This is a genomic window from Pseudoalteromonas ardens, assembly GCF_030125445.1.
In the GTDB taxonomy this organism is placed as follows: domain Bacteria; phylum Pseudomonadota; class Gammaproteobacteria; order Enterobacterales; family Alteromonadaceae; genus Pseudoalteromonas; species Pseudoalteromonas ardens.
This window is the reverse complement of record NZ_JASJUV010000001.1, coordinates 886,598-901,388: the sequence shown is the minus strand read 5'-3', so window position 1 is coordinate 901,388 and position 14,791 is coordinate 886,598. Positions and strand designations below refer to the sequence as shown.

Below are 14,791 nucleotides of genomic sequence, written 5' to 3'. Positions count from 1 at the left end.
TTTTCCCTAGTATCGTTATTTTTATTGCGGCCAGACTAATTCCTCAAGTTAAGTTTAGGTCAAACTCAATTTAGTCTTTTTTACTATTTTCATCATATCATCACGCAAGATTGTGCAAACAATAATAAAAACACGCGTTATCAGAGCCTGAGAACAAAAATGCGGCCGTTTTGGCCGCATCAACAGAACACCTCAATGACGAGATAACCGGTATTAAATAGAGCGGGATGCACTTAGCGCTTTGGCCATCCACTGGGCTTTACTCAGACCCTGTTGAGTGATCTCAGTATCCGGCTGTACTGGTGTCATTTGTTGCTTGCCAGACGGACGGTCCAGAATAAAGCGCGGTGCAACGGCACGTATCCCGGTATGCTTGAGCGTCAGAAACTGGATCCCACCACTTTGCGAGCTGCGTCCACCGGTTGGGGTGCCAACCAAAGTCGCTAATCCATAGTCCTGAATGGTATTTGCAAACAGCACGGATGATGAGTAGGTCAAAGGTCCAGTCAACACACTGACCTTACCTTTAAAACGCACACTTTGATCTGCTTCTGGCTGCGTCATCTTAGTCAACTCCCCTGACACGACGGAGCCGACAACCTCACCCGGATCACGATACTTCTGCAGAATTCGCACCTGATAGGTCGAACCATGGCGGTATGGTTGAGTGGCGATATATTTCAGTATGCCTCGTTTCCAGAAAACGTCATCTCCACCGGTATTGTCAGAAATATCTATCATCAGATGCTGGATCTGGGCTTTATTCAGCTGTGCAAATGTATCCGCCATAAAGCGAAAATAAGCATCCGGATCGTCCCAGCCAAACTGCTTAATAGTTAAAACAGCCTGTTGGTTGTCGAGCAGTTTGAGATTGAAGTTTTCGTCAAAAGTGCGTTGCTTGATACTCTTGGGTGCCTTATTCAGTGCAATCACCTGTACTGTCTGGCCCGTGCCGAGCGTTACCGTAAATGCATCTGTGGCGCCGTACATCAGCCGATAGGTCATAGCAAATCGGCGAGCCAGTAAAGCACTGCGAAACGCCAGGTTGTCGCCCTCAATTCGCTCCAGCAATGTTGCCACCACCTCAGCCGCCGGTACGCCATTAATTTCACTGATGTATTTTCCATCATGAGCCGATGGAGCACCACCCAGCTCACTGACAATGCTCAGCCCTTGCTCACTTACCAATACCTCAAACGGAAACAATGTTATCCCCTGTGCGACCCACTTTCGCCACTGCGCATTGGTACCATCTCCAATGCTCAGGTGGCCATCCGCCATCATACCGTTGAGGCTGGCAAACTCACGCCATACCTGTTCACCGGTCATCGGTTTGTCCAGCGTGTCACGCAGTGTGTCCAGCCGGGCATAAAACGCATCAATATCATGAATACTGTGCGTCAGGTCCGGATGTGTGGCATGTACCCAGTGCGTCCATTGATCGATATCCGCCTGAATTTGCTCTGCACTGTATCGCTCAGAGAAATGCCCCAGCGACTCTTGTGCCTGAACTACCTGGGTACCAAGCATCAGCACCACGGCTTTAACCAGTGAAGAACTTAACTTACGTCTGAACCAGGCGACTACGCCTTTACTGTGCTGTTCAGGAGCCTGGGCAGAAACGGGTGCAGTATTAGTGTACATATCGGTATCCTTTGTATTGTATTTGTTGTTTTGTCGTCATGGATACTGACTGCAGTTTACATACCAAAATTAATATAAATAAAATCAATAACTTATAAAACACCATTCCAATCCCGGACGGACAGCGGACAGTCCGCGGACGCTCTTTTTTTGTACCTTTTTCGTTGGATGTCGCCTTTTCATACTGTAATATGGCGTGGAATTTTTAATGGAGAAATAAAATGCAGTATTTCGCGGTTGGCATGCTAAGCATGCTGGGTATGATAGGAACAACCCACGCAAAAGTAGATATTAGTCAGCTCAGTGCCTATAAAGTAGCTGAACATGAATATGTGGCTTATGAGGGGTCTAATGGTGTCTCAAAAATTGCAGGGAACACCCTGTTTAAAGAAGGCAAAGAAGGCAATACCCTCTATCATGTCGATGATCAGGGCATTACCTTTAAACGCCAGTATCCTAAGTCACATTTCGTCGAACCGACAAACATTGTTGTTGAATATGAGCTATCTGACGATGGTAAAAAACTGCTCTCGATTGACAAACATAACGAAATTGCAAAAATCTGGCAGATCAACACCGACTTTTCACTTACGCTCGTATCAGAGATCAACTTCAACACGCCACCCGAGGCAATGACATTTGTCGAACTTGATTTTCAGAATGGCCATTATATTTTGTATGGTCAGACAGAGGAAAACACCTTTGTTCGCACCGTATTTTACTGGGATCAAGCCAATGACCGCTTTTCGCAACAAAGCCGCTTAACACTCAACAATCCAACCCCAACTCACGAAATTACATTTCACAGCTACCCAGAGCAGGGGCTGATGGTCGCAATCTCTCCAGAAAAGCTCTATCTATATCAGGAAAGTGCACAAGGATTTGAACTTAAGCTGGAACAGGACTTTGAGTTTGTAAGCCATAACCGCATTGTAACCAAGCTGGACACCATCAATAACCGCTTGCTGGTACATTACTGGAAAGAAACCATAACGTTAGAGCTGGGCGCAAACAATAAAGTGACAGCGGTCACAACGCTCCCCCATGAGTCTTTGTTTGGACTTAACATAACAGTGCATGATTTGCACCCAACCGAAGATCAGTTAATTGCTCACACTCTGGGCTGCTTACACACGTTAAACTTGAGCGACACCAATACCTATACCGCCACAGAATTAGAGTGCAATCCGGCGATCTACGATATCCGTGATATCAGCGCGGATGGCAACAAACTGCTGATGCCTGGCAGAGGCCTTACTGTCGCTGATATCTCAAATATTGATGACGTTGAGCTGATCAACCGACCACGAGAGCAAGGACGTGTAAAAACGGCTGGCAATGGCGAGGTGAACCTGCCTTTGGGGGAGCACAGCAGCCTGAATTACAATCGTATACTGCTGACACACACCCATTTAACCCCAGAATTTGGCCAGACTTTCGTATCTGACAACCCGCTGGCACAGGACCCTATCGCCGAATGCAGATACGATTGCCAGGCCTGGCTCGCGCTAGGCAAAGAGGTGGTGGCGCTGAATGGAGATCAATTTATCCGTTACAATGTAGAGGGCGATGAGGAAACCCTGCACTCGACCAGCGGCACGCTGACTGTGGCTGACGACCTCCCTCTTGAGCGCTGGTATAAAGCCATTGCATTGAATGATACAGACTTTATGCTCACTGACGGCATCTCTATGTTTGTCTTCACCAGAACGGAAGCTGGCTTTGCACATAAGTTCACTCAGCCGCTGGAAACGCAAATTGAGTTTGGATTCTATGGTTATAGCCCGGTCGACTTTATCCCTCAAAATAACCAGTTGCATTTATTCGACAGAGACAATAAGCAACTGGCTCGCTACGATTACACCGGCAATGCACTCACTTACGCCACCGCCGTACCTTTTGGTCCACTAGACTCGGGTGCCCTCTCAGAGCGTTACCTGGCAACTTACATGCTCAACGGCCACCTGATTGTGGAAACTATCCGTGGCTATCTGGACGAAAAATCAATTAAATTCCTCAAAATTGAAGACAGTACACTGATTGAAGAAGCCAGCCTGCCAGGTGCACTACTCGCACCGCCACACGCGCTCAGTGCCGAGCAGATGGCCCTTTTCATCGATCAGGGAGACGACAAGGTCTATGTATTCGATGCGTCGGTTGACGATCACTTGATTGAGGTGGGTGACTATAGTGGCTACGATGGAAGTTACACGGCAAAAGATCAACTGCTGCATTTTTATGGTCAGGGCAGTGTCTTTGTCGGTGAAGCCCTGAAACCACTTTCCGATACGCTGGACATCACTACTTTGCAAGGTGTTGAAGCAGAATTTGACCTCAATGAGATTTTTAACGCCTCACTGCAGGGCAAACTGACATTTTCAGCGGAGAATTTACCACTGGGTCTGACCTTATCCGAACAAGGCATTATGCACTTTGACGGCACCGAGCTGTACGACACGACGATAGAGATTGATGTCATGGATAGCCATCAGAGGACCGTTACTTTTTCAGTGCTCAATAGCTATGTCCCGGGTCCCCAGGCCATAGACAGCCTGCTGATTGAGGTCACGCAAAATGAATCACACACCGTGGATCTGAAAACCCTGGTTACCGACGCTCTGGCAGTCGCAGTCAATGGTGTTGCAGGAGACATGACTTTGTCTGACTCGACCCTCACCATAACCTTTACCGAGCCCGGTGAATATCAACTGCCTTTCAGTGCAGTCAACGTGCAAGGCGCCATCACAACCCACATTCTGCAATTTGATGTGTCAGAGCAAGTCAGCGATCAGGGCGACGACTCAGACGCTGAAAAAAATCCAGACGATGGGGAACAGGATAGTGGCAACGGTGACAGTGACGGTGGAGAAACGGAAACTAAAACCGACGAAAACACCACATCAAACACTGGCAATGCCAGCAGCACGACCAACACCGCCAGTCCTGCAAAAAGTGAGGGTGGCTCAGGTGGTAGTATGGCCTGGTTACTGATGGCAATGGCTCTGCTGTTGCCTGCTCGCAGCCGCTCCAGAAAAATGCGTTGAACCGCGCTGATTAAGTAAAAAAGGCGCCAACAGGCGCCTTTTTTATGTGCTTAGTGAGCCATGATCCCCAGTCGCTGAACGAACTGTTGATACGGCGGATACTCGTGCAATGGCGTAAACACCGGATCCACCGCCGCCCACAGCACGGCGTACTGGCGCGCCTCAAAAGCCTGATTCAGGTACGTTACTGCAATGTCGGGCTCACCCGCCATAACCGCGTAACGCGCTAGGGAAATAGGCGGTGTGTAATGACCAATCTCTGCACGTAAGGGATCTTCGGTTAACAACCAACGATACACGCCGGGCAGGCCCTCACGCCCAAATACCGACTCAACCTGCGATATAAGCTGCGGGCTGTAACCTGCATCCTGCATCACCCATTTCATCTGCGCAAATGCATTATCATGCTCTCCGAGTTGTTCGTACACCGTGCGTAAACACGTGTGATAAAAGCGATTGCTGTCGCTGTAAGGCTGTAATTTCAGCAGTGCATCCAGCGCGGCTTCGTGACGCTGGCTCATGGTATAGACCCAGGCCACACTTTCGCTGGAATACCCGTTGGGCTCCAGCAACCGATACTGCTCAATATGTTCCAGCGCGCCCTGAAAATCCCCCCTCGCAAGCAGGTATTGCCCGTACCAATGATGCCCCTCGGCATGGGGTAAAGCAGCCCTGAAGTAACGCCTTGCAGCGTGCGGGTCAAAGTCGATTAACATGATCAGCTGGGCCATCAGCAAATTGGCTTTCAGATGTTCGGGTGATTTGGCCAGCACCGATTGGAGCAGAGCCCTGGCACGATTGCGGTTACGGGCATGACGTTGCGGGTCGTCCAGTAGCTGACGTAAATAGGCATCTGCCAGCCACACTTGCGGCTCTATCAGATCGGTGCGCCTGAGTGTCAGTTGCTGCAACAAAGCGATACTCTGATCAATGGCAGCGGGGTCGTGATTAAGTAAATAACGTGCTTTTTTAAATTGCTCTGCCTGTTCGGGCGACATGGGCTCATGTGCCGACAATTCGCGAAACTGACTGCCCAACAGCACTACGCCCAGCAAGCAAATGGCGGCCAGTATCATCACAGCCCCTGAAAACAAGGGCTTATCTTCACCTATTTTTGGGCCCACCCAGCGGTAACCAACCCCTGACACCGTTTTAATATAAATGGGCTGTTTAACGCTATCGCCCAGCAACTTACGCAGACCATTAACGGTGACATAAATGGCATCTTCACTCACCACCCGGCCCGGCCATAAGGTGTTAAAGATCTGCTCTTTCGTCACATCCTGACTGGCATGTGTCATGAGCAATGTCAGCAGCGCATACTGCTTATCATCCAGCGAGATAACACGCTGACCACTATGCAACTGCTGATGCTGGTGGTTAAGCACCCAATCTGGTTTTGGAATGATGTTGACCGTCGCCATCCCGGCAGCCTCTGATAGAACCCTTTCTGACCACCGATAATAAAGTAAATTTTTTGTAAAGTCTCGTACCGATTTATCGAAATATTAATCACTGTTACGCTCAGCGGGTATATCACTCAGATATTCAACAAATTCCACTTCAAATCCTGCCGGGTCAATAAAGTACACATTTTTGCGATGCGGATGCTGTGCACCCTGTTTATCTACGGGATACCCGGCCTGCGTCAGGCGTGCAACAATCCTGTCAACCGACTGCACCACATAGGCAAAGTGCGCCAGCCCCACCGAATCACCACTCAACTCCCGATTACTGCCCTCACCGTGATCGCTAAAGGCAATATAATGGTGGTCATCTCCAAAATGTAACCAGTTTCTGGGTTTGCCGTGCCAGCTTCCGCTTCCTTCGCTACGTACACGCCAGTGAGGAAAAGCAGCCTGGTAGAAGTTAAGGGCCTGCTCAACGTCGTTAACAACTAAATTTACATGTTCCAGATACATAGCGTGCCTCCTTATTTATTTTGCATTGTGCCATTGAACAAACGCAGTAACTGCGCGCTAAACGATGAATGATTAATAGTGACTTGTTTCATGTCCTGACTCCTCTATTGATGTGCAGCCAAGATAAAACCTCAAGTTAAGTTGTGGTAAAGCGTTTTTTTAATTTTATTTATCTCAGGTCGTTACGATGCTGACAAACATCAATGAGCACTTGAATATTGTATAAAATATAATATATTTATTTAGCTTCTGTTTATTTTTCATACAGAAGCCACAGGTTTGGATCCGCACACGAGCCAAAGAGTTTACTTATCCATTTGTTTATTAAGGATTAAAAGTACATTCGAGCACAGCATATCCGGGCCACTCTAAACCGCATACATGCGGTTAATACAACAACTGTAAAGGAAAGAACGATGAATCTGGTTAAACACACGTGGTGCATACCACTGCTTGTTTTACTCAATGGCCCGGCTATCGCAGCCCAGCTGGAAGATAAATGCGCTACTTCTGCTCCCTTCACCGGCAGGACGTTGCAAGATGGAGAAACCGTCTGTCTGCCAGCCAGCTCGCGTACCTATCTGAGCGTGGCGAATTTGGACAACTATGACAACGTTGCCATCAGTACCGCTTACGGCACTGGCGACCTCAGCCTGTATGCCCGCAGTGGTGGCTGGCCCAGGCTGGACGGCAGCGACCCTAGCTCTTCCACACCGGGCAATCAAGAATGTATTGTGCTGAAACGTCCCGCTTCGTATTGGGGCTATATCACACTGGATGGCAGCCACAGCGGCAGCTCTATTGTCGTCGATCTGGGTGCTACGACCTGTCGAACCACAGATACTACAGAGCCACCAACAGAGCCCCCGGGTGGCAACGACGGGTACCCATACGATCATGTCAATATTCAGGTGTATCGCTTTCAGTTTAGCGACACCCCACTGACATGGCCGACCATGGAAAGTGACTTACAAGGAGTCACTACCTACTACGATCAGCAGTCTTATGGCCGCTTTAATGTCACTTACGACACCAGTACGCCCGTCATTCACATCAATCAGCCTAAGAGCACCTATGACAACGACTTCCATGGCTGGACCGCCCTGTGGAAAAGTAAGATCAGTGCACTCGGTGTTGACCCGGATGCCCCGGGCAATGCTCAGGTGGTGATGATGGTGGCACCCCAGGTAGGCAACTTTAACTCCAGCGCTGCACCACCGAGTATTTCACTTTACCACCACACCACAGGTGTGATTGCGCACGAACTGGGACACGCACTGGGGCTGCGCCACGCCAAAGCACTGGAAGCAGGTCCGGGTAAAGTCATCGGCGTAGGTGATTACGACACAGAGAGCCTGAACTATGGCAATGTTTACAGCATGATGGGCATGGGCGCTCACTCTTTACAGGCCTACAACTTGCTGTACAAACACTTTTTTGGCTGGCTGACCGACAGTGAAGTACCGGTGATTAATGCCTCGGGTACCTACCGTATTTATGCTTTTGACCAGGCCGCTAACAATCAGGGATACATTGGCCTGCGCTTAAAGTCTGGCAATGGCAAATACACTTACTGGCTGGAATACCGTACCTCGCACGACCGATATACCGATACGCAAAATGGCGTGCTGATCAACTTACAAGGCTATTTTGAAAATGAAACCGATGAGCGATTCTGGAAAACCACCTCCTATCTGCTGGATATGACCCCGGGCTCCAAAACACCCGGCTGGTGGGGCGATGACCAAACCGACTCCGAGCTGATCATAGGTCAAAGCTATACCGATCACTGGGGCGGATTTACCATCACCCCCACCCGCAAAGGCGGCACTGTAGGTACGCCCGACGCATGGATTGAAGTACAGGTAGAACTGAAATAAAGCAATGACTTAACGCATACATTGCCATACTAATAAGATAGCAGGCCCCCTCCTGCTGTCTTATTTTGGTGTACACCCTCGTATTCCAGTTCCACAATGGTAACGATTGCACAGGAACTGAGCCCATAAGCCGTTCAACATACAAGCTACGTTGTCACCGTAAGCCTGAATTAAACAGGCAAGTGTTCTTAAACACGACGATATAATAGGGAGACGAAACAGAATTGGCAGAAGGAAAGCTGAACGCAGACAGTCTGGTTTTGATGAGAAAAGCGGATACCGTAGGTAAGGTCAGCACAACATGGCTGACCTCATTTGATAAGCAATTAAAATGCGTACTGTAGGTTTACACCCCAGTTGCGATACTCATCCACATAACGATATTCCGTGTTCACAGACCAGGCTTCATTGAAGTGATAGCCCACAGCCAGCAAACCGTACAGACTATTAGGCGCTTCGCCTGACAAGTGTTCGTATCCCACTGCGGCTTTGAGCGCCAGATTGTCAAAAAAGACTGTCTGATATTGAACACGCAGGTCCCAAAAATCTACATCTCTGGAGCTACTGGCATAACGCAACTCCGAGTTTGAACCATCGCTGCGTCTGGTCCAATATTCAGAGCGATAATCAAGCTCCAGTTTACCAAGCAACAAACCGACATCAATCGCTGAGGTAGTGTCCAGGTCGAAGACAAAGCCACCACCCAGACGATACTGATTCAGTTCATACTCGTCATTTGAATACATGGTGCCAAAGCCTTCAAAATGGTCAACTTCAGGACCACTTCTTTCAAACTGCTCTGCATTTAGTTCGAAGTAAAACTCGTTGACGCGTTTACTGAGGGTGAGTTGCATGCCACCAAGGGACAAGTCCGAGCTTTCACTGTGACGTTTATAACCCACCTCAACATAATCGTAATTTACCGCCTGAGCTTGCTCTGCCATGGCACTCGTACCAAATAACAACAAGGCCAAACCGGCCAAAGATGGTAACTGCTTCATATCAATCCTAAATATGTACCTAAAATGAGCGCGACATTGTATTGATTTTTCAGTAAATAGCCAGCTATTTTATTCAAGGTGGGGGCCTATAACATAGGTAGATCATGCCGGGAAACTGAACTGATATGTAGCAAAAGGCATGACTGCAAATACGCCGATGTGTGGATGGCAATTAGAGTATTGATAAACTAATCGCCGCTTGCATAATACAAAGCTATGTAGAGTTACCCTGCACTGTTATCCGCCGATTTCTTAGTTTCGACTGAACTATCTTTACCCGACTTACTCATAATTGCTTTAGCCAGATCAACAGCCTGTTCAACAGCACTATTCGCTTCTGGCCCTGTAAACTGAATATTGTCAGTTCGGAAAAGCTCTTTAAGATAACTGATATCTAAATCGCTAACGTTTTTAACCAAACGAAGAGTATCTGCCCTGCTGTTATATAACGCTGCAAGTTTGAGGTTATAACGAAGCATTGATACTAGAATCTGTACCAGGAAAACCAAAAGAAATATAATTCCGATCCGTGTAGACAAAGATGAAACAATGACCATGTGAGATTCACTTTTGTTTTTATTCGCATCATCTATAAACCTTTTTTCTAAACTTGCTATTCCATCGGAAATTATTTTTACCTCTTTTTTAAACTCTTCCTCTGTAATAGCCTCAGGTTTTCTATTAAGCCCATATCGACTGCCATCGCTAAAAAGATGATTATGCTGATCCATTATTTTTTTTGTCTGAAATGCAGGGTCAAAATTCCGAGCATTAGTATCTGCCAAGTAAAACAATGATATCCCCGTCGCAATACATAAAGCTATCGCCAAAGCAATTAGTCTGCATACGAGCTTTAGTTCATTAGCCCGCTTTTGGAGTTTTTCAATTACCGAAATAAGTACTTTGTTTTGGTTAATACTCAGAAGTCTAAGGTCTTCTTCCTGCTCATTTTTAGAGAACAAGAAATACAACGAAATTGTAAATAACCAAATGAAAAAACCATATTGTATTGCCTTGTCTTCAGCATCAACCAGGGAGTGTGACGTCAAAAAACCAACCGTTAAATATACTGACAAGCAATACACAGCAAAAAGCAGCGCTAGCTTTTTCGCCGTTTCAATTTGTTTAAGCGTCCTTTGGGCATATTGAAAATAGGTATCATCTAGTTTGTTAGCTAGCTCTTTTACTATATGTAAAAAAGCACAGAATACAGTCAAGCCTACCAGAATATTCACCATCAATGAGTCAGGATCATATATAGAGTTATCCTCATAATCAATATCGTAAACTCCCTGGAGTATCCCCCCTAACATAAAAATAAGAAGGAGAGGTTGCACTATCACTAAGATACTCAAAGCTCTTTTCATATGCCTATCCTTATCGGTTACTTAAATCGTTTAACCAGGTGCGTGCTATTAACACTGATTTACTCAGTATTAAATATCAAAATTCGCTTTATTCGTAGCTTGTTGAGGTAAACGCATGACAGAGAGAGGTGAACAGAGAGTGAGCAATTTCACGCTTGCCACTTTAGAACGACGCGCACAACGAGGGAACGACCGATGGACATAGCTTCATGGAGACTCTTGGCCTAATCAAATGTCGATATAGACCCGTACGTACGGGGAATACAAGTAGGCCCCAACTTTAAGTGCAGCCCAGACCGGTTTAGCCCTGTGAGTACGGGGAATACAAGTAGGCCCCAACTTTGAGTACAGCCCAGACCGGTTTAGCCCTGTGAGTACGGGGAACACTTTTCTGTTTGCTATATTCTGCGGGGTCAATTTATTGATGACACCCATCGGGTCTTTGCTGTTTCAATCCACGCGCCCGTGCAGGACGCGACCGATACACCACTAAGGGGGTTAAATGATTCCTGGTTTCAATCCACGCGCCCGTGCAGGACGCGACTGCAGCTCAATCCGCTGGCATACACGCAACCCCGTTTCAATCCACGCACCCGTGCAGGACGCGACATCCCATAATACAACACTATGTGTCGGGCGCTGCGGTTTCAATCCACGCGCCCGTGCAGGACGCGACGGCCATGACTGGCCTTGCAGCTGATTGGGTGGTGTTTCAATCCACGCGCCCATGCAGGACGCGACCTCAAAAGCCCCTTGCGCAGCACCACCACCTGAATGTTTCAATCCACGCGCCCGTGCAGGACGCGACTTCAGTAAAAATATTACCCGTCTGTTTGTACCTGTTTCAATCCACGCGCCCGTGCAGGACGCGACGAAGATCATTGCCGCAGCTGGCGAAGGGGTTTGGTTTCAATCCACGCGCCCGTGCAGGACGCGACGCATCCATTCTGCGTACCAGCCATCGTTGAGATGTTTCAATCCACGCGCCCGTGCAGGACGCGACGTTTTGTTTTTTACTGGGTTTCAGGCTTGGGTTGTTTCAATCCACGCGCCCGTGCAGGACGCGACGGTTGAAGCGGAAGTGACACTCAAGTTGGACCACGTTTCAATCCACGCGCCCGTGCAGGACGCGACTGCTGTCTAACCTCTAAGCAATATAATTTAATTGTTTCAATCCACGCGCCCGTGCAGGACGCGACGTCCCGGAGCACCTAAACAACCAAACGATTGAACTGTTTCAATCCACGCGCCCGTGCAGGACGCGACCGGGCGAAATCAACAATACTGAATGGCAACTGGGTTTCAATCCACGCGCCCGTGCAGGACGCGACTACCGGTTCCTATTAGATAAATTGCTCTGTGGGGTTTCAATCCACGCGCCCGTGCAGGACGCGACGTATGGAGGTGATGCAGTGAGCTATTTTATCGTTGTTTCAATCCACGCGCCCGTGCAGGACGCGACGCCCCAGAATAATGGAAAGCCGCACATTAATGAGTTTCAATCCACGCGCCCGTGCAGGACGCGACAACAATAAGAATTGAATTTGATACCGAGATAAAAGTTTCAATCCACGCGCCCGTGCAGGACGCGACGGTTAAGGAAAGAGCCCAGAAAGCAGAGAGAAAAGGTTTCAATCCACGCGCCCGTGCAGGACGCGACGATGGCAGCGCAGGGGCATCGCCTTTTTAAAGGGTTTCAATCCACGCGCCCGTGCAGGACGCGACAACTACACAACCTATTTCAACAACTACATACTGGTTTCAATCCACGCGCCCGTGCAGGACGCGACATTAGTTCGTACCTGAGCTTGTCCGTGTTCTGTTGTTTCAATCCACGCGCCCGTGCAGGACGCGACAAGGTAGCAAAGCGTAACGATTACTTAGATTGTGTTTCAATCCACGCGCCCGTGCAGGACGCGACCGGTGGAGCACAGGCAATTTACAATGCGACGATGTTTCAATCCACGCGCCCGTGCAGGACGCGACAAAAAGGACAGTGTTCTGGCTCTGGATTTGGCCAGTTTCAATCCACGCGCCCGTGCAGGACGCGACGTTAACGACTCCAACGGCTGGGACCGTAACAGTGGTTTCAATCCACGCGCCCGTGCAGGACGCGACGGCTGGCCAGGGTCTTATTGCTACGATGCAGCAAGTTTCAATCCACGCGCCCGTGCAGGACGCGACTAACACTTTAAAGTGGTGGAGCTGGGGGGATTTGTTTCAATCCACGCGCCCGTGCAGGACGCGACCAGGATATGGGATATGCAGCATCTACACACCCCGTTTCAATCCACGCGCCCGTGCAGGACGCGACCAGACAGGCGTAGCCCAGTCCAGCAACAGAACACGTTTCAATCCACGCGCCCGTGCAGGACGCGACTCTGGGTACGGTACCGTTAGCCATAGACCAAACTGTTTCAATCCACGCGCCCGTGCAGGACGCGACTTTTAAAGCTTGCTGATAACGCAAACGATCAGGGTGTTTCAATCCACGCGCCCGTGCAGGACGCGACAACGGGCACCAGTTTAAAATATGGGACGAAGAGGTTTCAATCCACGCGCCCGTGCAGGACGCGACATTTCGCCGATTCGCACTACAGCATGACCCCGACGTTTCAATCCACGCGCCCGTGCAGGACGCGACCAACACATGATAGTGTGGTTTCAGCGTTTTACTTGTTTCAATCCACGCGCCCGTGCAGGACGCGACAGCCTCACAGGTGCCTGAGAATAGCCATCTAGCCGGTTTCAATCCACGCGCCCGTGCAGGACGCGACTTTACAGTCCAGATGCTTGCTGGATTTTTGGTATGTTTCAATCCACGCGCCCGTGCAGGACGCGACGATGTGTCTTTACAGATTCCTGAGCTGCTTTTTTGTTTCAATCCACGCGCCCGTGCAGGACGCGACGGCATGGAAGATACCAAAGCCAGGAAGTTGTGGGTTTCAATCCACGCGCCCGTGCAGGACGCGACCTTCGGCGGTCAATGCGGTAGCAACCGCGCTAACCGTTTCAATCCACGCGCCCGTGCAGGACGCGACGGCAGCGACTCACAAACGCCTGTCACCAACAGGGTTTCAATCCACGCGCCCGTGCAGGACGCGACTTGGTGATTTATGCAAGATGTAAGATGTACTTGCGGTTTCAATCCACGCGCCCGTGCAGGACGCGACTGCTCTGTTCTAAATCTCTTAAACCTGAACCCAGTTTCAATCCACGCGCCCGTGCAAGACGCGACCTTTTGCCATTTTTCCTCCCGAAATCTATTCACGTTTCAATCCACGCGCCCGTGCAGGACGCGACATTTGAAAACGTAGAGGTTGAAAAAACGTTTCGAGTTTCAATCCACGCGCCCGTGCAGGACGCGACCACATATTTTTATTTTGAAGACAAATATAACCTGTTTCAATCCACGCGCCCGTGCAGGACGCGACCTACTGGGCCTTGTGCCTGTTTGTGGGAGAGGTGGTTTCAATCCACGCGCCCGTGCAGGACGCGACTGCTTTTGCCATATACATTGGCCAACTAGAAAAGTTTCAATCCACGCGCCCGTGCAGGACGCGACCCCCGCTCAACTTCACGAATAACCCGTATAGTCGGTTTCAATCCACGCGCCCGTGCAGGACGCGACCATGTAGTATATTTTCATAAAACACCAATGAGCTGTTTCAATCCACGCGCCCGTGCAGGACGCGACCCTTGCCGCGGTGCAGTTAGGTTTGCATACCAAGGTTTCAATCCACGCGCCCGTGCAGGACGCGACTGAAGGTGAGGGCTTGCCTGGGCCGATCAATGTGTTTCAATCCACGCGCCCGTGCAGGACGCGACCACTCAGGGTGGTGTAAGTCATTATTTTTCTGGGTTTCAATCCACGCGCCCGTGCAGGACGCGACCTGACCCTTTTTTCCCTGTTTCAACATTGCTTTGTTTCAA

General features: G+C 49.2%; 7 protein-coding genes and 1 CRISPR repeat array (1 of these 8 only partly in view). Of the genes, 2 read left to right on the top strand and 5 right to left on the bottom strand.

Annotation, left to right across the window (positions count from 1 at the left end):
• Nucleotides 1-213 precede the first annotated feature (213 nt).
• Complete coding sequence (locus QNM19_RS03365; RefSeq protein WP_049865807.1) at nucleotides 214-1,644, bottom strand: S41 family peptidase; 1,431 nt, start codon at nucleotides 1,642-1,644, stop codon at nucleotides 214-216.
• Between the two features lie 221 nt (nucleotides 1,645-1,865).
• Here QNM19_RS03365 and QNM19_RS03360 point away from each other — a divergent pair, with 221 nt between their 5' ends.
• Nucleotides 1,866-4,688, top strand: coding sequence for a hypothetical protein (locus QNM19_RS03360; protein WP_049865808.1), 2,823 nt, complete (start codon nucleotides 1,866-1,868; stop codon nucleotides 4,686-4,688).
• Between the two features lie 50 nt (nucleotides 4,689-4,738).
• Here the strand turns inward: QNM19_RS03360 and QNM19_RS03355 are convergent, their stop codons facing one another.
• Together QNM19_RS03355 and QNM19_RS03350 are read right to left on the bottom strand one after the other, a co-directional pair.
• A complete protein-coding gene (locus QNM19_RS03355; protein WP_049865809.1) occupies nucleotides 4,739-6,112 on the bottom strand; it encodes a winged helix-turn-helix domain-containing protein in 1,374 nt (457 codons plus the stop codon).
• Nucleotides 6,113-6,196: 84 nt separating this feature from the next.
• Nucleotides 6,197-6,610, bottom strand: a complete 414-nt coding sequence (locus tag QNM19_RS03350; protein WP_049865810.1) for a VOC family protein — start codon at nucleotides 6,608-6,610, stop codon at nucleotides 6,197-6,199.
• 416 nt (nucleotides 6,611-7,026) lie between these two features.
• On the opposite strand from QNM19_RS03350, the gene QNM19_RS03345 reads away from it, so the two are divergent.
• Nucleotides 7,027-8,490 (top strand): metallopeptidase domain-containing protein, encoded by a 1,464-nt coding sequence (locus tag QNM19_RS03345; RefSeq protein ID WP_049865811.1) that lies wholly within the window; start codon nucleotides 7,027-7,029, stop codon nucleotides 8,488-8,490.
• A 326-nt stretch (nucleotides 8,491-8,816) separates the two neighbouring features.
• Here QNM19_RS03345 and QNM19_RS03340 read toward each other — a convergent pair whose 3' ends face one another.
• Both QNM19_RS03340 and QNM19_RS03335 read right to left on the bottom strand, forming a co-directional pair.
• The gene (locus tag QNM19_RS03340) at nucleotides 8,817-9,491 is read right to left on the bottom strand and encodes a hypothetical protein (RefSeq protein WP_049865812.1); all 675 of its coding nucleotides are present in this window, start codon (nucleotides 9,489-9,491) and stop codon (nucleotides 8,817-8,819) included.
• Between the two features lie 224 nt (nucleotides 9,492-9,715).
• Nucleotides 9,716-10,858, bottom strand: a complete 1,143-nt coding sequence (locus QNM19_RS03335) for a hypothetical protein (RefSeq protein ID WP_284026319.1) — start codon at nucleotides 10,856-10,858, stop codon at nucleotides 9,716-9,718.
• A 447-nt stretch (nucleotides 10,859-11,305) separates the two neighbouring features.
• Nucleotides 11,306-14,791: direct repeats of the CRISPR family, unit length 32 nt; unit sequence GTTTCAATCCACGCGCCCGTGCAGGACGCGAC; it runs 1,336 nt beyond the window's last position.